Source organism: Verminephrobacter aporrectodeae subsp. tuberculatae At4 (assembly GCF_000193225.1).
GTDB lineage: Bacteria > Pseudomonadota > Gammaproteobacteria > Burkholderiales > Burkholderiaceae_C > Acidovorax > Acidovorax aporrectodeae.
This window is the reverse complement of sequence record NZ_AFAL01000447.1, coordinates 1-20187: the sequence shown is the minus strand read 5'-3', so window position 1 is coordinate 20187 and position 20187 is coordinate 1. Positions and strand designations below refer to the sequence as shown.

The following is a 20187-nucleotide window of genomic DNA, read 5'->3' as shown; positions in this document are numbered from 1 at the left end:
CGCCGGGCCGCAGCCAGCAGCCCGAGCGCCGTTCCCAGGCCCAGACCGATGCCCACGGCGATCACGCCCACCAGCAGCGAGTTGCGCGCGCCCACCAGCAGCAGCGAGGCCACGTCGCGCCCGAAGGCGTCGGTGCCCAGCCAGTGCGCGCCCGTGGGCGGTTGCAGCTTGGCAGGCAGGTTCATCTCGTACGGTGACCAGGGCGTCCAGACCAGCGACAGCATGGCAGCAGCGGCGAGCAGCAGCGACAGCGCGGCGCCGATGACGAAGCTGCGGTGGCGCAGCGCACGCCACAGCCAGCCGGGGGCCGTGGTGCCGGGGGGGGACAGGAGGCTGGGGGCGGCGCTCATGGGGGTGGATCAGATGTCGCTGGCCTTGACGCGCGGGTCGATCACGGCGTAGAGGATGTCGACCACGAAGTTCACGGCGACCACCATGGCCACGAGCAGCATCACGCAGTTGCGCACCACGATCAGGTCACGGTTGGAGATGGACTGAAAAATCAGGCGCCCCAGACCCGGCAGGTAGAACACGTTCTCCACGACGATGGTTCCCGCGAGCAGGTTGGCAAACTCCAAGCCCACCACGGTGACGACGGGGATCATGGCGTTGCGCAGCACATGGCCCCAGAGCACGGCACGCTGCGAGAGCCCCTTGGCCCGGGCGGTGCGCACGAAGTCCTCGCGCAGCACCTCGAGCACGGCAGAGCGGGTGATGCGCGCGAGAATCGCCGCCTGCACCACGGCGAGCGCGATGGCCGGAAGCAGCAGCGCCTTGAGGGCTGCGAGCGGACTGCCGCCCGCAGCCTCGGTCCAGCCCGGAAAGCCGCCGGCGGAAAACCATCGCAGCTTGACCGCAAACAGCAGGATCAGCAGGATGGAAAACCAGAAGTTGGGGAGGGCAACGCCGATCTGCACGAACCCCATCACGCCCACGTCGCCCATCCGGTTGTGGTGGGCCGCAGCGTAGACACCCGCGGCCAGGGCCAGCGCCATGGCCAGGAGCATGGCCATGAGCGCCAGCGGCACCGTGAGCGCCAGCCTCTCGAGCACCAGTTCATGCACCGGCGAGCCGTAGGCATGGCTGTTGCCCATGTCGCCCACGACGAGCCCGCCGACCCATTGCCCATAGCGCAGGCTGGCGGGTTGATCGATCCCCAGTTTGGTGGCCAACGCCGCCACCGCCTCGGGCGACGCGTCCGGCCCCACCAGCATCTCGGCGGCATTGCCCGGCAGGATCTCCAGCACCAGAAAAATGACGATGGAAGCGCCGATGAGCGTGGCCAGCAGGGTGATGAAGCGCTTGAGGAAAAACAGACCCATGGGGGATGAGTGGGAGTGGGGAGCACGTCGGAATATGCGCGCGCAGCATAGCGGTTATGTGCTGCCGCAGGCAAGACGCGTGCGCGACGGGATAATACAGGCCATGCACGCCGCCCTGCACCTCTTCTTGGCCGCCGTTTGCGGCGCCGCGCCCCGGGAGCTCGTATGGCGCTGATGATCACCGACGCCTGCATCAACTGCGACGTGTGCGAACCCGAGTGCCCGAACCAGGCGATTTACCCTGGGCCGGAGATCTACGAGATCGACCCGGGCCGCTGCACCGAATGCGTGGGACATTTCACCGAACCGCAGTGCGTGCAGGTCTGCCCCGTGGCGTGCATCCCCGTGGACCCGCAGCATGTGGAAGACCACGAGACCCTGTGGCAGAGATTCCAGCGGCTGCACGCAGCAGCGCCGAATTGAATCCGGTTTCTCCGGCTATGGCAGCTGCACCGGGCGCGGTGGTTTGGGGCGTGGGGGTTGGGTGGTGTGGATGAGCAAGCTGGCCTTGTCCATTTCGCCGGCGAGCAGCGCCGGGTACGCCCGGATCGAATGCGCGATTGCTTCCTCGATCAGCCTGCGCTGGTCCGCGGAAGGCTTTTTGAGCACCCAGTCGGTGACCTCGCTCCGGACTCCCGGATGGCCTATGCCCAGGCGCAGGCGCCAGTAGTCGGGCACGCCGAGTTGCGCGTGGATGTCGCGCAGGCCGTTGTGCCCTGCGTGGCCGCCGCCGCGCTTGAGCTTGACCTGGCCGGGGGCGATGTCGAGCTCGTCGTGCACCACGAGGATCTCTGCGGGCAGGATCTTGAAAAAGCGCGCCAGCGCAGCGACCGAGCGGCCCGAGAGGTTCATGAAGGTCTGCGGCTCGAGCAGCCAGACGTTCTGGCCGTGGACCGTGGTGCGGGCGAGCAGACCGTGGCAGCTGCGCTCGGGCAGCAGCGGGTCCCGAGTTCATGCGCCAGCGCGTCGATCCACCAGAAGCCGGCGTTGTGCCGGCTGGCTGCATAGCCCGGCCCGGGGTTTCCAAGGCCCACGAACAGCTTGATCATGCGCGCGATTATTCCTGCGGCAGTGAAACCGGAGCCGGCCGCGCGCGGGGCCGGCTCGCGGATTACTTCTTGCTCTTGGCCTTGGCCTTGCCCTTGGCGTCGGCTGCTGCTGCGGGGGCCACCGCGTCGGCGGCAGGGACCTCGGCGACCACCAGCGGCGGGACCACGGAAACCAGAACCGGGTTGTTCTGGCCGCCCCGGATCACGGGCGCCACGCCCCGGGGCAGCTTGATGTCCTTCAGGTGCAGGGACGCGCCCTTTTCCAGCTTCGACAGGTCCACGGCGATGAACTCCGGCAGGTCCGAGGGCATGCAGGTCACGTCCAGTTCGTTCACGATCGGATTGACCATGCACTTGTCGACCTTCACGGCGCTGGACTCTTCCGCGCCGCTGTAGTGCAGCGGCACCTTCATGTGCAGCCGGGTCTTTTCGTCCACGCGCTGGAAGTCGATATGCAGCACGAGCTGCTTGTAGGGGTGGTATTGCACGTCACGCAGCAGAACCTTGCTGGTCGTGCCGGCCAGTTCCATGTCCAGCACGCTGGAGTGGAAGGCCTCTTTCTTGAGGGCGTGCCACAGCGCGTTGTGGTCGACCTCGATCCGTTGCGGTTCGACCGAACCGCCGTACACGATGCCGGGCGTTTTTCCCGAATTGCGCAGACGGCGGCTCGCACCCGTACCCTGCTTGGCGCGCTCAAAAGCGACGAAGTTCATAGTTGGCTCCCGAAAAGGGCCGGCCGCGACCAGCCGTGCCCCTGATTGAAAAAGGCCCGCCGCGCCATGGCTGCGGCAGACCCACGCGATGCTCCCGGATGCAGGTCCTTCAGAACAGACTGTCCTGGTCCGAGAACAAACTCATCACCGAATCCCCTTTGGCAATGCGCTGTATCGTTTCCGCGATCAGCGGGGCCACGGAGAGTTGGCGAATCTTGGTGCATCCCTTGGCGTTTTCGCTCAAGGGAATGGTATTGGTGACCACCACTTCGTCGAGGACCGCGCCCTGGGCGATGCGTTCGATGGCGGGGCCCGAGAAAATCGGGTGCGTGCAGTAGGCGTAGACCTTGCGGGCGCCGCGCTCCTTGAGCACTTCGGCGGCCTTCACGAGCGTTCCGGCGGTGTCGATCATGTCGTCCATGATCACGCAGTTGCGGCCCTCGATCTCGCCGATGACGTGCATGACTTCCGACACGTTGGCCCTGGGGCGGCGCTTGTCGATGATCGCCAGATCGCAGTTGAGCTGCTTGGCCAGGGCGCGTGCGCGCACCACGCCGCCCACGTCGGGCGAGACCACGATCAGGTCCTCGTAGTTCTTCTGGCGCAGATCGCCCAGCAGGACGGGGGACGCGTAGATGTTGTCCACCGGAATGTCGAAAAAGCCCTGGATCTGGTCGGCGTGCAGGTCCATGGTCAGCACGCGGGCAACGCCCACGGTCTGGAGCATGTTGGCCACCACCTTGGCGGTGATCGGCACACGTGTGGAGCGCGGCCGGCGGTCCTGGCGGGCGTAGCCGAAGTAGGGGATCACGGCGCTGATGCGCTCGGCCGACGCGCGCTTGAGCGCATCGACCATGATCAGCAACTCCATGAGGTTTTCGTTCGTCGGCGCGCAGGTGGACTGCACGACGAAGACGTCGCGCGCGCGCACGTTCTGCTTGATTTCGACGGTGACCTCACCGTCCGAGAAGCGCCCCACGGCGGCAGCGCCCAGGGTGGTTCCGAGGTATCTGGCAATTTCAGCCGCCATGCCAGGATTGGCATTGCCGGTGAAAACCATGAAGTCAGGGGGGGTGGCTTGCATGAGCGTCCCAGCAGTCTGAAAAAAGGCCCGCCGCGAAAAGAAATCTGGCAGGGGAAGAAGGATTCGAACCTTCGCATGCCGGAATCAAAATCCGGTGCCTTAACCAGCTTGGCGATTCCCCTACACAGGCCGGCTACCGAAAGTGGCCCACCTCTCAACCCTCGTCCGATGCCCAACCTGCCAGAGGGTGATGCATCAGATTCCCGCATGCCCTGACCTGCCAGCCTGGTGGGGCCGTACCCAAGTCGAACGCATGCGGCATTTGTGCAAACACCGCGCTTCCCGAGCCCGTCATCCGGCCTTGCAATCCGTGGGTCCCGAGCCATTCGATGGCTGCGGAAACCTCGGGGCACAGTGCCTGGGCAACCGGCTGCAGGTCATTTCGGCAAGAACCAAAGTGCCGGCCAAAATCGAAGTGCTCTGCAGCAAAGCCGGCGATTGTAGCACTGCCGCAATCGGGACTCCAACCCAGCGATGAGAAAACGGCCCCTGTCTCCAGCCCCGCAGCGGGCTTGACGACGGCAAAGCACGCCGGCGGCAATTGCTGCGGCGTGAGCGTCTCCCCGACCCCCTCGACCCAGGCGTTGTGGCCACGCAGAAAAAACGGAACGTCCGCGCCCAGCGTCAGGCCGATCTCCTCCAATGCGGCGCGCGAAAGGCCCAGGCCCCAGAGCCGGTTGAGCGCCAGCAGGGCCGTTGCCGCGTCCGACGAGCCCCCGCCCAGGCCCGCTTGCACGGGGACGCTCTTGAGCACCCCGATGTGTGCACCCTGGCCACAACCGGTGGCTGCCTGCAGTGCCCGCGCAGCCCTGAGCGTCAGGTCCACGTCAGGCAGCGGGGCACTCAGGTCCTCGCGGGAGATGGCCCCGTCTGCCCGGCGTTCGAAGTGCAGGGTGTCGCACCAGTCGAGCAGCATGAAAACCGATTGCAGCAGATGGTGGCCATCGGCACGCCGTCCGGTGACGTGCAGGAAAAGATTCAGCTTTGCCGGAGCCGGCAGGTCGTACAGGGCTTGCATGGAGAAACGAAGCTCAGCGGGTCAGCACGATGCGCAAGCTGGCCTGCGCGGCGGGGTCATCGAGGCGCGCACTGAGCCGCCCCTCGGCAATTCCGGACAGGTCCGCCTGCCAGCCGGCCACCGTGGCCGGGTTGCCTTTGAGCCAGCTGAAAAGAGCGGCAACGGGAATGCGGGTCCCGGTCACGTCCTGCAAGAGTGCGTCCAGGGAGTCCGAACTGCGCGTTTCCCGGGCGCTGCGCAGCTGCGCATGACCGTCCCTCCAGTCCAGTTGCGCGAGCCGGTTGCCCAGAGGGCTGAGCAGGACCAGGCCGCCGCTGCGGGCGTTTCCGTGCAGTTCGAACAGGGCAGAGAACGATTGCGCGCTCGGACTCTGGACCTGCAAGGCGATCCGTCCGCTCCACGCATCTTCTCGTGCCGCAGGCCCGGGCGTCAGCTGCGCGCAGCCTGCGAGCCACAGCAGGCACAGCGCAGGCCAGAATTTCCAACGCAAACGATGCGGCATGGCGCGCGCGCGCAGGGCGGACCAGGGCGCGGTGCCGGCCGCGCGCATCAGAGCCCTACCCCGAGGCGCTTCAATGTTTCCTGGAGGGTTTCGTTGTCCGGGCCTGTCCGCTGGCCCTCTTCCCAGACCTTGGACGCACCCTCCTTGTCGCCCAGGCTCCACAGCACCTCGCCCAGGTGGGCAGCAATCTCCACGTCGGGGCGGGCCTTGTACGCGGCTTCCAGATGCTGCTTCGCGTCTGCCCTGTTGCCCAGGCGAAACTCTACCCAGCCGAGGCTGTCCATGATGAAAGGATCGCCGGGCGCAAATTCCAGCGCCTTCATGATCAGCCGCTTGGCTTCGTTCAGCCGCAGGCCCCGATCCGCAAGCGAGTAGCCGAGCGCGTTGTAGGCATGGTGGTATTTCGGCTGGCGTGCAATCACCTGTCTGAGCAATTGCTCCATGGTGTCGATCTTGCCTGCCTTTTCGGCCAGCATGGCCTGGTCGTAGACCAGTTCCGCCTCACCCGGGGCCAAGGCCACCAGTTCGACCTGCACCTTGTAGGCGTCGTCGTAGAGCCGCTGCTCGCGCAGCAACTGCACCTCGGCAAGCAGTTTCATGCGCTTGTCGGTGTCCGACGTGCCGGGCAGGTTGCGCAGCAAGGCCCGGGCCTGCGCCAGCTTGCCCTGGCGCGCGAGCAGCGATGCGCGGCGGCTCTGCGCAGCGAAAACCTGGTCCGCGTTGTCGATGCGCCCGAGCCAGGCTTCTGCGGCAGCAAAGTCCTTTTTCTTTTCGGCGATCTGCGCGTGCAGCAGATACGCCTGGGTCAGACCATTGCGCCGCATTTGTGCGTCGGTGGATTCCGGGAGCAGTTCCATGAAGCGCTGCAGCGAGGCCTCGGCCAAGGGCAGACGCTGCTCCAGGAATTGCACCGTGGCGAGCATGAGCCAGGCTTCGACGAACTTCGGGTTCTCCCCTGTGATGGCTTGCAGTTGCAAGTCGGCGTCGGAATAGCGCTGCAGGCCCAGAAGAACGCGCGCATACGCCGCGCGCAACGCGGCAAGGGGCTGCCTGGCCAATCCCCGGGTCACGATGGGCTCGGCTTCGGGGGTGTTCTCCTCCATCAACTCCAGGGCCAGCCGCACCACGTCTGCGCTCTCGCCGTCGAGGTCCTGCGCTTTGCGCGCCGCGTCCAGCGCACCGTTCTTGTTGCCGCTGGCCAGGCGCAATCGCCCCAGCGCCACCCAGGCCGCAGGGGCTGTCGCGGGGTTTGCGAGCTCATCGACGAGCGCGCGCTGCACCACCCTGGCGGCCAATGCCTTGTCGCTGGCACGCCCGTAAATCTCGGGCAAAGCGGCCAGCAGGGACGCGCGCTCGGAGGACTGGGCAAGCTCCTGGCGCAGCAAGTCAGCGGTCTCGCCGATCCGGTTCAGCGCGACCAGTATCTGCAGCATGTAGCGGTTGGCTTCGCGCGACTGCGGGATGGCCTCTTTCCAGGCCTTGGCCGCAGTCAACGCGTACTCGCCGGAGCGCGATTGCAGGGCAATGTCCACCGCCCGTTGGTAGAGCTGGTCGTCCGCGCTTCGGCGCGCGGCCGCCAGTATGTAGGCGTAGCCCGCACCCGGATCGCCGGTCCGGGAGCTTATCTCGCCCAGAAGGATTTCGTAGAACAGCACCGAGTCCAGCGCCGGGTTGGACACCGCCGCAGCGTCGTCGGCGCGGCCTTCGTCGCCGGGCTGCTCTGCCCATGGTGACTGAGCAGTCAGCGCGAGCACGGTGGCCAATAGGGCGGTTCGAAAGCAGTGGGATGGCAGCATCGGACCCATAATAATCCATGCCTGTCGCCCCGTTTCCTGCGTCTTTGTATGCCTGAGTTACCCGAAGTGGAGGTGACGCGCCGCAGCTTCGCCGAGGCGATTGCAGGGGCCCGGATCAGCACCGTCATCCTGGGCAAGCCCTTGCGCTGGCCCCTGGGCTGCGATCCGTCGGCCTTGGTCGGTCAGCGGGTGCTGGGATTGCGCCGGCGCGGCAAGTACCTTCTGGCCGACACCAGCGACGGCCTGTTGCTGCTGCACCTGGGCATGTCGGGAAGCCTGCGCTTCGGCCATGGGCTGGCGCCCGCAGGCGCGCACGATCACTTCGATCTGGTGACCGACCAGGGAACCCTGCGCCTGCACGACCCGCGCCGCTTTGGCGCCGTCGTTTATGCGCACGGCGAGCAGGACCCGGTGGCAATCCGGCTGTTGGGCGCACTGGGAATGGAGCCCTTGTCGGACGCCTTTTCTCTCCCCGCTTTTGCGCTCGGGCTGAAACAGCGCCGCACGCCGATCAAGCAGTTGCTGCTCGCGGGGCGTCTGGTGGTGGGCGTGGGCAATATCTATGCGTGCGAAGTTCTTTTCCTCGCGGGAATCCGCCCCAGCGTGACGGCTTCGCGCATCGGGGCCGAACGGGTGCGCAAACTGCACGCCGCGATCTGCAGCGTGCTCGCGCGCGCGGTGGAACTGGGCGGCAGCACGCTGCGCAACTTTTCCAACGCCCAGGGAATGGCGGGGCATTTCCAGACGTCGGCGAACGTCTACGGCCGCGACGGGCAGCCCTGCCATGCCTGCGGCACGGCGATACGCGTTTTTCGCCAGGGACAAAGAAGCAGCTATTTCTGTCCCCGATGCCAGCGGCCCTGAGCAGCCCGCCGCATGGCGTGCGAGAGGCTGGCACGCAGGGCAGCGACCAATTTGCGCAGGCATGGCAGAGCGGCTGCGACAATGCCCCATGAAAACCTTGCCGCTCCCGGACGGACAAATACGCCATGCTGCTTGACGCCACTGCCTCCCAACTCGTCCTGGTCGACTACCAGGAGCGCCTGATGCCCGCGATCTTCGAAGGCCCTGCGGTGCTCGCGAATGCCCAGCGCCTGGCCAGGATCGCCCGCATGCTGGACCTGCCCGTATGGGGCACCGAGCAGAACCCTTCGCGCCTGGGCGCGAACGACGCCGCATTGCGCGCCCTGTGCCAGAAGACGCTGGCGAAGATGCATTTCAGCGCCGCCCGGGAGGGACTGGGCGAGTGGCTGCGCCCGCCCGCCAAGCCCCAGGGCGGCAACGCGCGCAGCCTGCCCAAACATCTGCAGAAATCCACCGTCCCGCAGGGCGCCGAACGCAGCAGCATCGTGATCGCCGGCTGCGAGGCCCATGTGTGTCTGCTGCAAACGGCGCTCGATCTGATCGACGACGGGTTCGAGCCGTGGGTGGTGACCGACGCCTGCGGCTCGCGCACGGAACGCAACCGCGACGCCGCTTTTGACCGCTTGGCCGCTGCGGGTGCGGAACTGGTGACGACCGAGATGGTCGCGTTCGAATGGCTGGGCAGTTGTGAGCACCCGGCGTTCAAAGACCTGCTGGACCTGATCAAATAGTTCATTCAAGCCACGGGGCCTTGGCCGTTTCGCAGCCCTTGCCTGTGGCAAGATCGGATGCGCAGGCGTTCAGACCGGACGAGAAACGCCAAGGAGACAGCACCATGAGCCGATACGCCGACTTCTACCGCGAGTCCATCGACCAGCGCGACGCATTCTGGAGCGAACAGGCCCGATTGATCGCATGGCACACCCCACCCCGGCAGGTGTGCGACTACAGCCGCCCGCCCTTTGCCCGGTGGTTCGTGGGGGGAAGCACCAATCTATGCCACAACGCGCTCGACCGGCACTTGGCGCAACGCGCCCTGCAGCCGGCGCTGGTGGCGATCTCCACCGAGACCGGCACCGAGCGCAGTTACAGCTTTGCTGAATTGCACGCCGAGGTGCAGCGCATGGCGGCCGTGCTGCGCGCACTCGGGGTGAACAAGGGCGATCGCGTGCTCATCTACATGCCCATGATTGCCGAGGCGGCTTTTGCGATGCTCGCCTGCGCGCGCATCGGCGCACTGCATTCGGTGGTGTTTGGCGGCTTTGCCGCGGGCTCGTTGGCCCTGCGCATCGAGGACGCAGAACCCGTTGCCGTGGTGAGCGCCGACGCGGGCTCGCGCGGCGGCAAGGTGCTGCCCTACAAGCCGCTGCTCGACGAGGCCATCGCACGCTCGAAGCACAAGCCCGCCGCGGTGCTGCTGGTGGACCGGGGCCTTGCGCCCATGCCGCGGCAACCGGGGCGCGACCATGACTGGGCGCTGCTGCGCGCGCAGCAACTGGACACCGTGGTGCCCTGCGAATGGGTCGAATCCACGCACCCCAGCTACACGCTCTACACCAGCGGAACCACGGGCCGGCCCAAGGGGGTGCAGCGTGACACGGGCGGCTACGCGGTGGCGCTGGCCGCGAGCATGCAGCATATTTTTGGCGCGCAAGCGGGGCAGACCGCATTCACCACCAGCGACATCGGCTGGGTGGTGGGGCACAGCTACATCATCTACGGCCCGCTGATCGCGGGCCTGACGAGCATCCTGTACGAGGGCCTGCCCACGCGGCCGAACGCGGGCGTCTGGTGGAGCATCGTCGAGAAGTACCGGGTCACGCACATGTTCTCGGCCCCGACAGCGCTGCGCGTGCTCAGGAAGCAGGACCCGGACTGGTTCGGAAAATACGACCTCTCCAGCCTCAAGGCCCTGTGGCTCGCGGGCGAACCGCTGGACGCGTCCACGGCGCAGTGGATCAGCGACGCGCTGCGGGTGCCCGTGATCGACAACTACTGGCAGACGGAAACCGGCTGGCCCATCCTCGCGCTGGCGCACGCCGTGGAGCCGCAGAGCACCCGCTTTGGCAGCCCCGGAAAGGCCATGTACGGCTACCACGTCAAGCTCATCGACGAAGCCAGCGGCCAGGAACTGAACACCCCCGGCCAGAAAGGCGTGCTCGCCATCGAGGGCCCCCTGCCCCCGGGCTGCATGCAGACCGTGTGGCGCGACGATGCGCGCTTTGTGGACACCTACTGGAAGAGCCTGCCCGGCCGGCTGATCTACAACACCTTCGACTGGGGCGTGCGCGACGCCGACGGCTACCACTTCATCCTGGGCCGCACCGACGACGTGATCAACGTCGCCGGCCACCGCCTGGGAACCCGCGAGATCGAGGAAAGCCTCGCCACGCATCCGAACATCGCCGAAGTGGCGGTGGTAGGGGTCGCCGACCCGTTCAAGGGCCAGGCGGCCATGGCCTTCGCCGTGGCCCGCGACAGCACCGGGCTCGATTCGGCCGCCGCGCGCCTGAAGTTCGAAGGCGAACTCATGCAACAGGTGGACCGCCAGCTTGGTGCCGTGGCGCGGCCGTCGCGCGTGCACTTCGTGGGCGCGCTGCCCAAGACACGCAGCGGCAAGCTGCTGCGCCGCGCGCTCCAGGCCGTGGCAGAACACCGCGATCCGGGCGACCTGAGCACCCTGGAAGACCCGGTGGCGCTGCAGCAGGTGCGGGATCTGCTGGACGCACCCAAGAACACGGCGCCATAGAACGTCATGCCCCGTCCTTGCCGTGGCATGGGTCCGCGGCGCGCACCGGCGCATTCTCCAGTTCCAGCAGCGCTGTCTTGCGCTCCAGGCCGCCCGCGTAGCCCCTGAGGCTGCCGTCCGCGCCGAGCACGCGGTGGCAGGGCAGAACCACGCTCAAGGGGTTGCGCCCCACCGCGGCTCCCACGGCGCGCACCGCCCGGGGGACTCCGATCCGTCGGCTCAGCGCAGCGTAGCTGCTGGTCTGGCCACGCCCGATGCTCAGCAGTGCGCGCCACACGCTTTGCTGAAAAGGCGTTGCGCCCGACAGGTCGAGCGCCAAGTCAAAGCCGCTGCGCTCGCCGTGCAGGTACTGCCGCAACTGGCGCACGGCCTCCTGCAACAGTGGGTGCCCGGGCGCATCGGCCCAGGCGCCGGCGCCATGGAGCAGTTGCCCGGGTTCGTGGCGCTGGCCTTCGAACCAGGCGCCGACCAGGCCCGCCGGGGACGCAGCAAGGCGCATGGACCCAAGGGGTGTGCTGGTGCACGTCTGTACGGTGAGGGGATGAAAGTGCATGGGGAAATCCGGGTGAATGCGGTGCTTGGGGAGTCAAGCGCTCGTCTCGTTCCTGTTGCAGACCCACAGCATAGCTGCGCCATGGAACCTGCGTCGCCCCATTGGCCCAGGGCGGCTCCGCCGCGCGGGCCTGTCCTGGCGTTGGCTTAGAATCCCTGCCCACCGCCCTCCGCCATAGACATGACCTCTTCTTGCGCCCCCCTTACCGGCAGCATCGTCGCCCTCGTCACCCCCATGCACGAAGACGGCAGCGTGGACTACCCGGCGCTGCGCAAATTGATCGACTGGCATGTCGCCGAAGGCAGCGACTGCATCGGCGTGGTGGGCACCACGGGCGAATCGCCCACGGTCAACGTTCAGGAACATTGCGAAATCATTCGCGTCGCCGTGGAGCAGGCGGCCAAGCGCGTTCCCATCATGGCCGGCTGCGGCGCCAACTCCACCGCCGAGGCCACCGAACTGGCGCGATTCGCGAAGAAGGTCGGCGCCGACAGCCAGTTGCAGGTCGTTCCCTACTACAACAAGCCCACGCAAGAGGGCCTGTACCAGCATTTCAAGGCCATCGCGGAAGCCACCAGCGACCTGCCCATGGTGCTATACAACGTTCCCGGCCGCGCGGTCGCCGATCTGCAGCACGACACCGTGCTGCGTCTGGCGCAATTGCCCAGCGTGATCGGCATCAAGGATGCCACCGGCAACATCGAGCGCGGGCAGTGGCTCATCCGCGATCTGCCCAAGGATTTTGCCGTGTATTCGGGCGACGACCCGACGGCCGTCGCGCTCATGCTGTGCGGCGGCCACGGCTGCATCAGCGTGAGCGCGAACGTGGCGCCGCGCCTGATGCACGCGCTGTGCGCGGCAGCGCTTGCCGGCGACGTCCGGCGCGCGATGCAGATTCAGTTTCAACTGCTGCCGCTGCACCGGAACCTGCTGATCGAAGCCAACCCCATCCCGGTCAAGTGGGCCATGGCCCGCATGGGCCTGTGCGGCGGCACCCTGCGCCTGCCCATGACGCCGCTGTCAAGCGGCAACGAGGCGCCCGTCGAAGCCGCGCTCGCTGCCGGCGGCCTGATCTGAGCCGGGAAAAGCCCGCAGCACCCAGAGACATTTCAAGGATTTCCGCGTGAAATTTGCCACCGCCCGACTGGGCCTGCTGCTCCTGGCCATGGCCCTGTCCGCCTGCGCCGCCCTCGAGGGGGACAAGATCGACTACAAAAGCGCCGCCAAAGGCCCGACCCTGGAAGTCCCCCCGGACCTGACCCAGTTGGCGCGTGATTCGCGGTACGCCATGGCGGGTGAATCCGTATCCGCCACGGCGCTGCAGGCCGGACAGGCGGCCCAGCCTGCGAACCTGGGCAAGGTCGCAGCGCTGGCGCAGGGCGACGTGCGCATCGAACGCGCCGGCAGCCAACGCTGGCTGGTGATCGACCGCCCCGCCGACAAACTCTGGGAGCCGGTACGCGATTTCTGGCAAGACAGCGGCTTTACGCTCGCACGCACCGAACCCGATCTCGGAATCATGGAAACCGACTGGGCGGAAAACCGCGCCAAGCTGCCGCAGGACTTCATCCGTTCGGCACTGGGCTCGCTGCTGGACTCGCTGTACTCGACCGGTGAGCGCGACAAATTCCGCACCCGCCTGGAGCGCAAGGCCGACGGTGGCACGGAGATCTACGTCACGCACCGCGGAATGGTCGAGGTCTACAGCAATTCCACGAAGGACAGCACGATGTGGCAGCCCCGGCCGTCCGACCCCGAACTCGAAACCGAATTTCTGCGCCGCCTCATGGTCCGGCTCGGCGCGAGCGAGGAGCAATCCAAGACCGCCGCAGCATCCGCCCCCGCAGCCGCCGCGCGCACGCAGGCCGCGCGCATGAGCAACGCCAACGGCCAGCCGGTGCTTCAACTCGACGAAGGCTTTGAACGCGCATGGCGCCTCGTGGGCCTGGCACTGGACCGCACGGGCTTTACCGTGGAAGACCGCAACCGCGACGAAGGCGCCTACTTCGTGCGCTACGTGGCGCCCGGCACCGAGAAGAAAGAGCCCGGTTTCTTCGGCAAGCTGTTCGGCGATTCCGCTGCGACACCGCCGCTGAAATACCGCATCGTGCTGCGCAGCCAGGGCACGTCAACCACGGTCTCGGTGCTCGACGAGGCCGGAGCAGCCGCAGCGCCCGCGAACGCCGAGCGCATCGTGCGCGTTCTGGCAGATGAGTTGAAGTAAGCGGTAACTAATTCATTCAGGCCGCTCTCGACAGCACCATGGAACGCTGCCCGCAACGCTTGGAGCATGCCGACCCCATGCTTGCGAGCAGTGTCCAGACAGGAGCGCCCAGCCCTCATGCGCGCGACCGCGTGTCAGAGCGCCTATGCCGAGTCGCTGTTTCACACAGCCAAGTTTCCCGGAAATAATTATCATTCACTCCATGCGCAGTCGATGAATCAGAAATTTGAAGCGATGCCCTCCATCAAATAGTTCTGTTGTAATTTCATACTTCCCGGGATTTATTTTGACGCGCATTTCATCCTCTGACTCATGAAGTACGGCAGCCGAATCGAAAATTATTGATTCATCTTCATAAATATGCATCGATACGGATTTTTCTATTTCAGGCAATCCGATCGGAATATCGTTTAATGCAATCTCGGAAACCATCAGTGATTCGCACGATATCCATCGGGCAATTGTGAAGTCATGCCCGGTATGAAAAATTGTCGATGCCAATGGTTCATCGCCCAAAATCAGAATTTTTGACATATTGCTGTCAATTACGTTCAGATAAGAAAACGAATCGCAAGCACGTTCATAATCCGTCTTTACGGATTTCACAGAACTTCCAGTGATTCCCATCCATCCAGATGCGGCCTGCATGCTGCAAAATATTAATGGTCCGCCATGAGAATTTATCCATCGGTGGTTCACGTATGTGCTCCTGTCATCAATTTTTCGACACTGTCCACCTTGAAATCGATTGCATCCAAAGCAGTGGATAACAACATTGTGGGTAATCCAAAGGCCAACTGCGTCCGGCCGTTGGTCAAAGTATGATCCGATATTCACTCTTCTGATCTATAGTAATTAGCTATGCGCAAAGGAATTTCGTAGTTGCTTATTTCGACCAACAACTTTGCAGACAAGGTTGGTCCGCCATCAAAGCTGGATTGGAAGTGGCCGCACCACCAATGTCCATTAAACTGATGACCAATGGCGATGATTTTTTCTCTTCTGGAATCCATTACTTCAAGAAGAAAAATCAAACCATCTTCCAGCGACTCCCAGCGAGACTGATATCCCGTCTCCCTTTCTCCATTGTATCCCCAGTATGGGGGATGCTGCCTGCTCGGTGGCGGTCGGTTTTGCGATTGGCTAAATGCATTATTTGGCTGTAAATTCAATCGATCTGATATTTCAGACGGCTCGCCCATGAATACCAGTTCTACTGTGTAAACATGATTCGGAGTTTTACTCTTCTGAAACATGATAGTCGTCGATACAAAGAGGCATCTCGTAGCTTCCGACTTCAGCCAACAGCTGTGGCGATAGCGTGGGGCCACCATTAAAGCTGGATTGGAAGTGACCGCACCACCAATGTCCATCGAACTGATGGCCAATGGCAATGATTTCTGATTTTCTGGATCTCAGTATTTCAAGAAGAAATTTCAGACCGTCCCCCAAAGACTCCCACTTACGCAGGTATCCTGTCTCTCCTCTTCCGCTGTATCCCCAATATGGGCGTCGCGGCCTTTTCATTTTCTGATTTTGTTTTTTACTAAACGAATTGCTTGGTTTCAAATTCAATCGATCTGAAATTTCGGATGGCTCACCCAAGAACCGCAGTTCCACGGTATAAACATGATTCGGAACTTTCTTCTGCTGAGTCATGGTATCACCGCATTGACTGGTGAGGGTTGACCAAAGCGGCAGGAGCAAGAGGGCAGTCTTCGCAAGCAAACCACATGGGTGATCCCGGCGCTGATAGCAGCAAATACCGTCTTTTGGCAAAATTCATCACAATTTTGCGTCACATCAGACGGTCGTCGCTGCCGCAGTGGTAACAGGTCGTTCTTGCTCCTTCGGTCTTTTGCGTCTGGTGCAGTCATCGCTGCTGGCGCGGGTGCTGCGAGAGCCATGGACCGTCCCAGCACGGATCAGCCAGTCGGCAGGGTGCCCCAAATCGCTGCGCCATCAACCGGGCGATGTCTGCTCCCCGGTCTGCCACCTGGACCCAAGCGGATGTCAGACACCGTGGCCGGCGAGTTCGGCCACGCGGGCGTGACCCTCGCTCCAGTGACCCGGTGCAATTGCCCTGGACATTCTTGGGCTCGCGCGCACATTCCAGTGGCCAACACGCCCAGCGGTTCGCGCTCGGGCGTGACGGCGTAGGTGGGGTGAACAGGCATGCCGCACTGGGCCTCAGAAGGTAGCAACACCAGCCCGGCAGTGAAGCCCAGTTCGGTGAGGTCCTAATGCACAGCACCCCGCAGTGGGCGCGCATGCATGTCGCGGCACTTTGTCAATGGGGTGCCCGAATGCCCCAGACCAACTGGTGTCGTCCGGCGTACGCCGCCTGTGTCTGCGCCCATCTGCCGCACGCTTGCGGGATACTTGCCAGCGGCTTGGCCCCTGGGCCGTTCGACCAAAGAAACCGTGCGCTTGCTCAGCCGCTGATCGGCCCTGGTCAAGGTCTTTGAATTCTTCCTTCGCCCAATCCATCAAGGTTCCGCTATTTCCTTTTAATATCAGTAGGTTACGATTGAATGTTCGAGTTGTGTACAATGAGATGCGCTTTGGGCTTTGCCATGGCGGCCACGCCGTCCGGGAGGTGATTGCCTGAAATACGTTCGATAGCCGAACCCGTAGCCTGCTTGCACACAAAAAAAAACCGTTTCCCCCTTGGAGACGCGATTTTTCCCATTAGCATCCGACAGCCAGCGGAAAAGCATCGTTTCCCGCTGGTGAAAACTCTCTTCCAACCAGGAAATCCCAACATGGCAACTGCAAAAAAAGCTCCGGCAGCAAGCGCCCCCGCGGCCAAGAAACGCACCCCCAGCGCCGCTTTCATGAAGGCGCTCACCCCCAGCCCCGCGCTGGCCGCCGTGGTCGGCTCGGCACCGCTGCCGCGTACCGAGATCGTCAGCAAACTGTGGGTCTACATCCGGGCCAACAACCTGCAAGACGCCGCCAACAAACGCAACATCAACGCGGACGCCAAACTCAAGGAACTGTTCGGCAAGCCCCAAGTGTCGATGTTCGAACTCGCCGGCCTGATCGGCAAGCATGTCTCCTGAGAGATAGCGCCGCCCCAAAACCGGTCCAGCCGGTTTTGGGGCGGCGCAGACAGGAAACTGTTGCGCATAAACATCAATGCGAATGAGAATGACCCGTATTTGATATAGCATGGGACCGCACGACGAAGCACCGCCATATTGATCTAGCCACTGCCTCTCGCCTGCTCTCGGCGCATCCGTGCGCCGACTGTACCCAACCCAATGACGGAGGCCATCTTGGCAAAATCACGCACCCGGCGCCGCGGCTCCATGCAGCCCCCCACTTCCACCCCCCCTGCGCCCACGCGCAGCCCGGCCTCCGACAAGGCGCTGCTTCCCCTGGGCGCGCTGATGCTCGCCGCCTCCGTCGGGACCCTGGCGCAAACCACCGCGCCCGAGAAGTCGCTGGCTCCGGTGGAGGTCCGGGAAAGCGCCGACGCCCCGGAAGGCAAGGACAGCGTGCGCGCTACGCAGACCCGCATCGGCAAGGGCACGCAGCTGCTGCGCGACGTTCCGCAGTCGCTCACCGTCGTGACCGAGCGCCTGATCGACGAGCGCAATCTCGACACCGTCAAGGAGGCGCTGAAGAGCACCGCCGGCATCACCTTTCTGGCGGCCGAGGGCGGCGAAGAGGACATCCGCCTGCGCGGCTTCCCCCTGCAAAGCACGGGGGACATGTTCATCGACGGCATGCGCGACCCCGCGTTCTACGACCGCGACACCTTCAACCTGGAGCGGCTGGAACTGCTGCGCGGCTCGGCCTCGATGCTGTTCGGCCGCGGCTCCACGGGCGGCGCCGTGAACCAGGTGAGCAAGGCCCCGCGCCTGATCGACACGCACCAGTTGGACCTGACGCTGGGCAGCCACCAGTACCGGCGCATCACGGGCGACTTCAACATCCACACGGGCGAGAACGCTGCACTGCGCCTGAACGCCATGGCGACCCACGCCGACAACAACGGCGCCGGCAGCCGCATCAGGAAAAAGGGCCTTGCCGGCACCTACGCCTTTGGCATCGGAACGCGCGACGAGTTTTCGGTCAACCTGTACTACCTGGACAACGACAACGGCATGAACTACGGCATGCCCTGGATCCGCCCGAACGCCAGCGCGCCGGCGAGCAGCACCACCATGCTGCCGCTGGACCCGAGGACCTACTACGGCGCCGCGAGCGATTACAACGCCGGCGGCGCCAGCTTGCTCACGCTGGGCCATACCCACCGCTTTGACAGCGACGCCGAGCTCAAGACCCAGCTGCGTGTGGGCCGCTACGAGCGCGACCAGCACGCCGGCGCGATCCGCTTCGCAGTCGCCAACCAGCAGCCCGATGGCCAGGCCGCGACGCTGGAAAACTTCGGCCCCGGCACACGCCTGATGCGCCGCACGCACCTGAAGATCCAGGACCTCGACACCGTGCATCTGCAAAGCGACTTCAGCCGCAAGTTCCAGGCACTGGGCTTGCAGCATGAACTGCTGACGGGCGCAGACCTGGCGCACGAAAAGAAAACCGTGTCCGCGGCACGCAGCGCCGCGCAGGGGGGCGTGGACCTGCCCAAGCCCGACACCACGGTGGGCCGCCCGAACGATGGCCTGGGCGTCGATGAAACGCGCCGCGTGCTGCGCACCACGAGCGATTTCAAGGCCAGGGCCTTCGGCTTGTACGCGCAGGACCTGGTCCGGATCGCCGAGCACTGGAAGCTGCTCGTCGGCCTGCGCCACGACAACATGGACGGCAGCTACAACAGCTTCAGCATCCCCAAAGAGGCCCCCGACCCGGTCAGCACCACCAGCTACCGCCAGAAGATCTCCGAATGGAGCCGGCGCGCCGGCTTGCTGTACCAGCCCAACGCCCTGCAGTCCTACCACCTCTCCTACGGAACCTCGTTCAACACCTCGGGCGACACCTATTCGTACAGTTCCAAGACGGTGAACACCCCGCCAGAGGCCAGCCGCAACATCGAGGTCGGCGCCAAGCTGGACTCGGCGGACAAGCGCCTGACCACACGCCTGGCGGTGTTTCACTCGACCAAGTACCGCGAGCGCAATACCGACCCGGAACTGAAGATCGACCTGCTGTCGGGCAAGCGCCATGCCGCAGGGGCCGAGATCGACATCACCGGCCGCATCACGCCCAAATGGGAGGTCTACGGCTCGTACATGTGGATGCCCAGCGCCAAAATCGACGTCGGTGCCACGGGCTCCGAAGGCCAGGGCACCCGCCCCTCGCTGACACCACGCCACAGCGGAACGGTGTGGACCACCTACCAGATCTCGCCCGCATGGCGCGCGGGCGGCGGCCTGAATTTCCGCAGCGCGCAAACGCCCAACCGCAACCCGGGCTGGTCGGCGCCAGGCTACGTGACCGCCGACCTGATGACCGAGTACCGCATCAGCGAGCGCTACACGGTCAGGGCCAATCTGAGCAATCTGACGAACAAGCTCTACGTCGATTCGATCTACCCCGGCCACTACATTCCCGGCGCCGGGCGCATGCTCCAGATCGCGGCCAGCATGAAGTTCTGATCTGCGACGACAGCGACACAGCCACACGTCCCCGGTTTCTTCAAGGTTTTGCCGCCCTTTCACCGGGGCGGCTTTTTTTGTTGAAGATGCACCCCCTCTCATGATTCACGAAGCGCCCCATGCTGCTCACCCTGCCCGACCTGCTCACGCCCCAGGACCTGCAAACCGCCCGCCAGCTGCTGCACCATGCCCCCTGGGCCGACGGCAGGGACAGCGCGGGCACGCAGGCACGCCAGGCCAAGAACAACGAACAGCTGCCGCACGACTGCGAGGCCGCCCGGCGCATCGCGGCCATGGTGCTGGCGGCGCTCGAGCGCAGCGCGCTGTTTCTCACCGCCACCCTGCCCCGGCGCGTGTTCCCGCCGCGCGTGAACCGCTACGGCGGCAGCAACAACCACTACGACAAACATGTTGACGGCGCCGTGCGCCGGATGGCCGCGCAGCGCGAGCACCTGCGCACCGACATCTCGTGCACGGTATTCCTGTCCGGGCCCGACGAGTACGACGGCGGCGAGCTGTGCATCGACGACACCTTTGGCGAGCAGCGCGTCAAGCTGCCCGCGGGCCACGCCGTGATCTACCCCGGAACCAGCGTGCACCAGGTGCGCCCGGTGACACGCGGGCAGCGCCTGGCCTGCTTCTTCTGGGTGGAAAGCCTGGTGCGCAGCGACGCACAGCGGCGCCTGCTCTACGACATGGACATGGCCCTGCTGCGCCTGCGCCAGCAGCATGGCGAATCGCCCGAG

General features: G+C 64.7%; 19 protein-coding genes, 1 tRNA gene and 3 pseudogenes. 9 read left to right on the top strand and 14 right to left on the bottom strand.

The features are described from left to right. Together VTU_RS0114565 and VTU_RS0114560 are read right to left on the bottom strand one after the other, a co-directional pair. Positions 1-350, bottom strand: a pseudogene (locus tag VTU_RS0114565) (ABC transporter permease); the annotation flags it as partial. A 9-nt stretch (positions 351-359) separates the two neighbouring features. Beyond that, positions 360-1322 (bottom strand): ABC transporter permease, encoded by a 963-nt coding sequence (locus VTU_RS0114560; RefSeq protein WP_010105402.1) that lies wholly within the window; start codon positions 1320-1322, stop codon positions 360-362. 165 nt (positions 1323-1487) lie between these two features. Between VTU_RS0114560 and VTU_RS0114550 the strand changes: the two genes are divergently transcribed. Next, on the top strand, positions 1488-1745 hold the full coding sequence (locus VTU_RS0114550) for a YfhL family 4Fe-4S dicluster ferredoxin (protein WP_010105398.1): 258 nt from the start codon (positions 1488-1490) through the stop codon (positions 1743-1745). Between the two features lie 15 nt (positions 1746-1760). Here VTU_RS0114550 and pth read toward each other — a convergent pair. The 7 genes and pseudogenes from pth to VTU_RS0114515 form a co-directional block, all read right to left on the bottom strand. Further along, a pseudogene (pth, locus tag VTU_RS27380) lies at positions 1761-2371 on the bottom strand (aminoacyl-tRNA hydrolase). A gap of 62 nt (positions 2372-2433) precedes the next feature. Then, a complete protein-coding gene (locus VTU_RS0114540; RefSeq protein ID WP_010105393.1) occupies positions 2434-3084 on the bottom strand; it encodes a 50S ribosomal protein L25/general stress protein Ctc in 651 nt (216 codons plus the stop codon). A gap of 109 nt (positions 3085-3193) precedes the next feature. Further along, the gene (locus VTU_RS0114535; RefSeq protein WP_010105392.1) at positions 3194-4168 is read right to left on the bottom strand and encodes a ribose-phosphate pyrophosphokinase; all 975 of its coding nucleotides are present in this window, start codon (positions 4166-4168) and stop codon (positions 3194-3196) included. A gap of 45 nt (positions 4169-4213) precedes the next feature. Further along, positions 4214-4290, bottom strand: a tRNA-Gln gene (locus VTU_RS0114530). A gap of 32 nt (positions 4291-4322) precedes the next feature. After that, positions 4323-5186 (bottom strand): 4-(cytidine 5'-diphospho)-2-C-methyl-D-erythritol kinase, encoded by an 864-nt coding sequence (ispE, locus tag VTU_RS0114525; protein WP_010105391.1) that lies wholly within the window; start codon positions 5184-5186, stop codon positions 4323-4325. A 13-nt stretch (positions 5187-5199) separates the two neighbouring features. After that, the gene (locus tag VTU_RS0114520) at positions 5200-5736 is read right to left on the bottom strand and encodes a lipoprotein insertase outer membrane protein LolB (protein ID WP_010105390.1); all 537 of its coding nucleotides are present in this window, start codon (positions 5734-5736) and stop codon (positions 5200-5202) included. After that, positions 5736-7442, bottom strand: coding sequence for a tetratricopeptide repeat protein (locus VTU_RS0114515; protein ID WP_321162177.1), 1707 nt, complete (start codon positions 7440-7442; stop codon positions 5736-5738). The genes VTU_RS0114520 and VTU_RS0114515 overlap by 1 nt, the downstream gene beginning before the upstream one ends. A gap of 90 nt (positions 7443-7532) precedes the next feature. Between VTU_RS0114515 and mutM the strand changes: the two genes are divergently transcribed. The 3 genes from mutM (at position 7533) to VTU_RS0114495 (ending at position 11097) form a co-directional block, all read left to right on the top strand. After that, positions 7533-8348 (top strand): bifunctional DNA-formamidopyrimidine glycosylase/DNA-(apurinic or apyrimidinic site) lyase, encoded by an 816-nt coding sequence (mutM, locus tag VTU_RS0114510; protein ID WP_029554420.1) that lies wholly within the window; start codon positions 7533-7535, stop codon positions 8346-8348. A gap of 125 nt (positions 8349-8473) precedes the next feature. Continuing rightward, positions 8474-9079: an isochorismatase family protein gene (locus VTU_RS0114500; RefSeq protein WP_010105385.1), complete on the top strand. Its 606-nt coding sequence runs from the start codon at positions 8474-8476 to the stop codon at positions 9077-9079. A gap of 44 nt (positions 9080-9123) precedes the next feature. Beyond that, positions 9124-11097: a propionate--CoA ligase gene (locus VTU_RS0114495; RefSeq protein ID WP_265597338.1), complete on the top strand. Its 1974-nt coding sequence runs from the start codon at positions 9124-9126 to the stop codon at positions 11095-11097. A gap of 4 nt (positions 11098-11101) precedes the next feature. Here VTU_RS0114495 and VTU_RS0114490 read toward each other — a convergent pair whose 3' ends face one another. Next, a complete protein-coding gene (locus tag VTU_RS0114490; protein ID WP_029554419.1) occupies positions 11102-11650 on the bottom strand; it encodes a methylated-DNA--[protein]-cysteine S-methyltransferase in 549 nt (182 codons plus the stop codon). A gap of 180 nt (positions 11651-11830) precedes the next feature. On the opposite strand from VTU_RS0114490, the gene dapA reads away from it, so the two are divergent. After that, positions 11831-12727, top strand: coding sequence for a 4-hydroxy-tetrahydrodipicolinate synthase (gene dapA, locus VTU_RS0114485; RefSeq protein WP_010105380.1), 897 nt, complete (start codon positions 11831-11833; stop codon positions 12725-12727). A gap of 46 nt (positions 12728-12773) precedes the next feature. After that, the gene (bamC, locus tag VTU_RS0114480; RefSeq protein WP_010105379.1) at positions 12774-13874 is read left to right on the top strand and encodes an NlpB/DapX family lipoprotein; all 1101 of its coding nucleotides are present in this window, start codon (positions 12774-12776) and stop codon (positions 13872-13874) included. Positions 13875-14069: 195 nt separating this feature from the next. Here the strand turns inward: bamC and VTU_RS31655 are convergent, their stop codons facing one another. From VTU_RS31655 to VTU_RS35695, 4 genes and pseudogenes are all read right to left on the bottom strand, one after another. Next, a complete protein-coding gene (locus tag VTU_RS31655; RefSeq protein ID WP_138927903.1) occupies positions 14070-14573 on the bottom strand; it encodes an Imm21 family immunity protein in 504 nt (167 codons plus the stop codon). A 134-nt stretch (positions 14574-14707) separates the two neighbouring features. Further along, entirely contained in the window at positions 14708-15130 is a 423-nt protein-coding gene (locus VTU_RS31650; RefSeq protein WP_169315405.1) for a DUF4279 domain-containing protein, read from the bottom strand. Further along, positions 15114-15533 carry a DUF4279 domain-containing protein gene (locus VTU_RS31645; RefSeq protein WP_138927902.1) on the bottom strand — a complete coding sequence of 140 codons (420 nt, stop codon included), beginning with the start codon at positions 15531-15533 and terminating at the stop codon, positions 15114-15116. Before VTU_RS31645 ends, VTU_RS31650 begins: the two co-directional genes overlap by 17 nt. Positions 15534-16164: 631 nt before the next feature. Continuing rightward, a pseudogene (locus VTU_RS35695) lies at positions 16165-16269 on the bottom strand (transposase DNA-binding-containing protein); the annotation flags it as partial. Positions 16270-16639: 370 nt separating this feature from the next. On the opposite strand from VTU_RS35695, the gene VTU_RS0114470 reads away from it, so the two are divergent. The 3 genes from VTU_RS0114470 to VTU_RS0114460 form a co-directional block, all read left to right on the top strand. Continuing rightward, a complete protein-coding gene (locus tag VTU_RS0114470) occupies positions 16640-16939 on the top strand; it encodes an SWIB/MDM2 domain-containing protein (RefSeq protein WP_010105378.1) in 300 nt (99 codons plus the stop codon). Positions 16940-17188: 249 nt separating this feature from the next. After that, positions 17189-19441 carry a TonB-dependent receptor gene (locus tag VTU_RS0114465; RefSeq protein WP_236610747.1) on the top strand — a complete coding sequence of 751 codons (2253 nt, stop codon included), beginning with the start codon at positions 17189-17191 and terminating at the stop codon, positions 19439-19441. 119 nt (positions 19442-19560) lie between these two features. Continuing rightward, positions 19561-20187, top strand: a 627-nt coding sequence (locus VTU_RS0114460) for a Fe2+-dependent dioxygenase (RefSeq protein WP_010105376.1), incomplete at its 3' end; no start/stop codon positions are given.

Coding starts and splice junctions, on each gene's coding strand:
- mutM (WP_029554420.1), top strand. CDS start 7,533: ATGCCTGAGTTACCCGAAGTGGAGGTGACGCGCCGCAGCTTCGCCGAG.
- VTU_RS0114465 (WP_236610747.1), top strand. CDS start 17,189: ATGCAGCCCCCCACTTCCACCCCCCCTGCGCCCACGCGCAGCCCGGCC.
- VTU_RS0114520 (WP_010105390.1), bottom strand. CDS start 5,736: ATGCGCGCGGCCGGCACCGCGCCCTGGTCCGCCCTGCGCGCGCGCGCC.
- VTU_RS0114500 (WP_010105385.1), top strand. CDS start 8,474: ATGCTGCTTGACGCCACTGCCTCCCAACTCGTCCTGGTCGACTACCAG.
- ispE (WP_010105391.1), bottom strand. CDS start 5,186: ATGCAAGCCCTGTACGACCTGCCGGCTCCGGCAAAGCTGAATCTTTTC.
- VTU_RS0114535 (WP_010105392.1), bottom strand. CDS start 4,168: ATGCAAGCCACCCCCCCTGACTTCATGGTTTTCACCGGCAATGCCAAT.
- VTU_RS0114550 (WP_010105398.1), top strand. CDS start 1,488: ATGGCGCTGATGATCACCGACGCCTGCATCAACTGCGACGTGTGCGAA.
- dapA (WP_010105380.1), top strand. CDS start 11,831: ATGACCTCTTCTTGCGCCCCCCTTACCGGCAGCATCGTCGCCCTCGTC.
- VTU_RS0114560 (WP_010105402.1), bottom strand. CDS start 1,322: ATGGGTCTGTTTTTCCTCAAGCGCTTCATCACCCTGCTGGCCACGCTC.
- VTU_RS0114470 (WP_010105378.1), top strand. CDS start 16,640: ATGGCAACTGCAAAAAAAGCTCCGGCAGCAAGCGCCCCCGCGGCCAAG.
- VTU_RS31645 (WP_138927902.1), bottom strand. CDS start 15,533: ATGACTCAGCAGAAGAAAGTTCCGAATCATGTTTATACCGTGGAACTG.
- VTU_RS0114490 (WP_029554419.1), bottom strand. CDS start 11,650: ATGCACTTTCATCCCCTCACCGTACAGACGTGCACCAGCACACCCCTT.
- VTU_RS0114540 (WP_010105393.1), bottom strand. CDS start 3,084: ATGAACTTCGTCGCTTTTGAGCGCGCCAAGCAGGGTACGGGTGCGAGC.
- VTU_RS31650 (WP_169315405.1), bottom strand. CDS start 15,130: ATGTTTCAGAAGAGTAAAACTCCGAATCATGTTTACACAGTAGAACTG.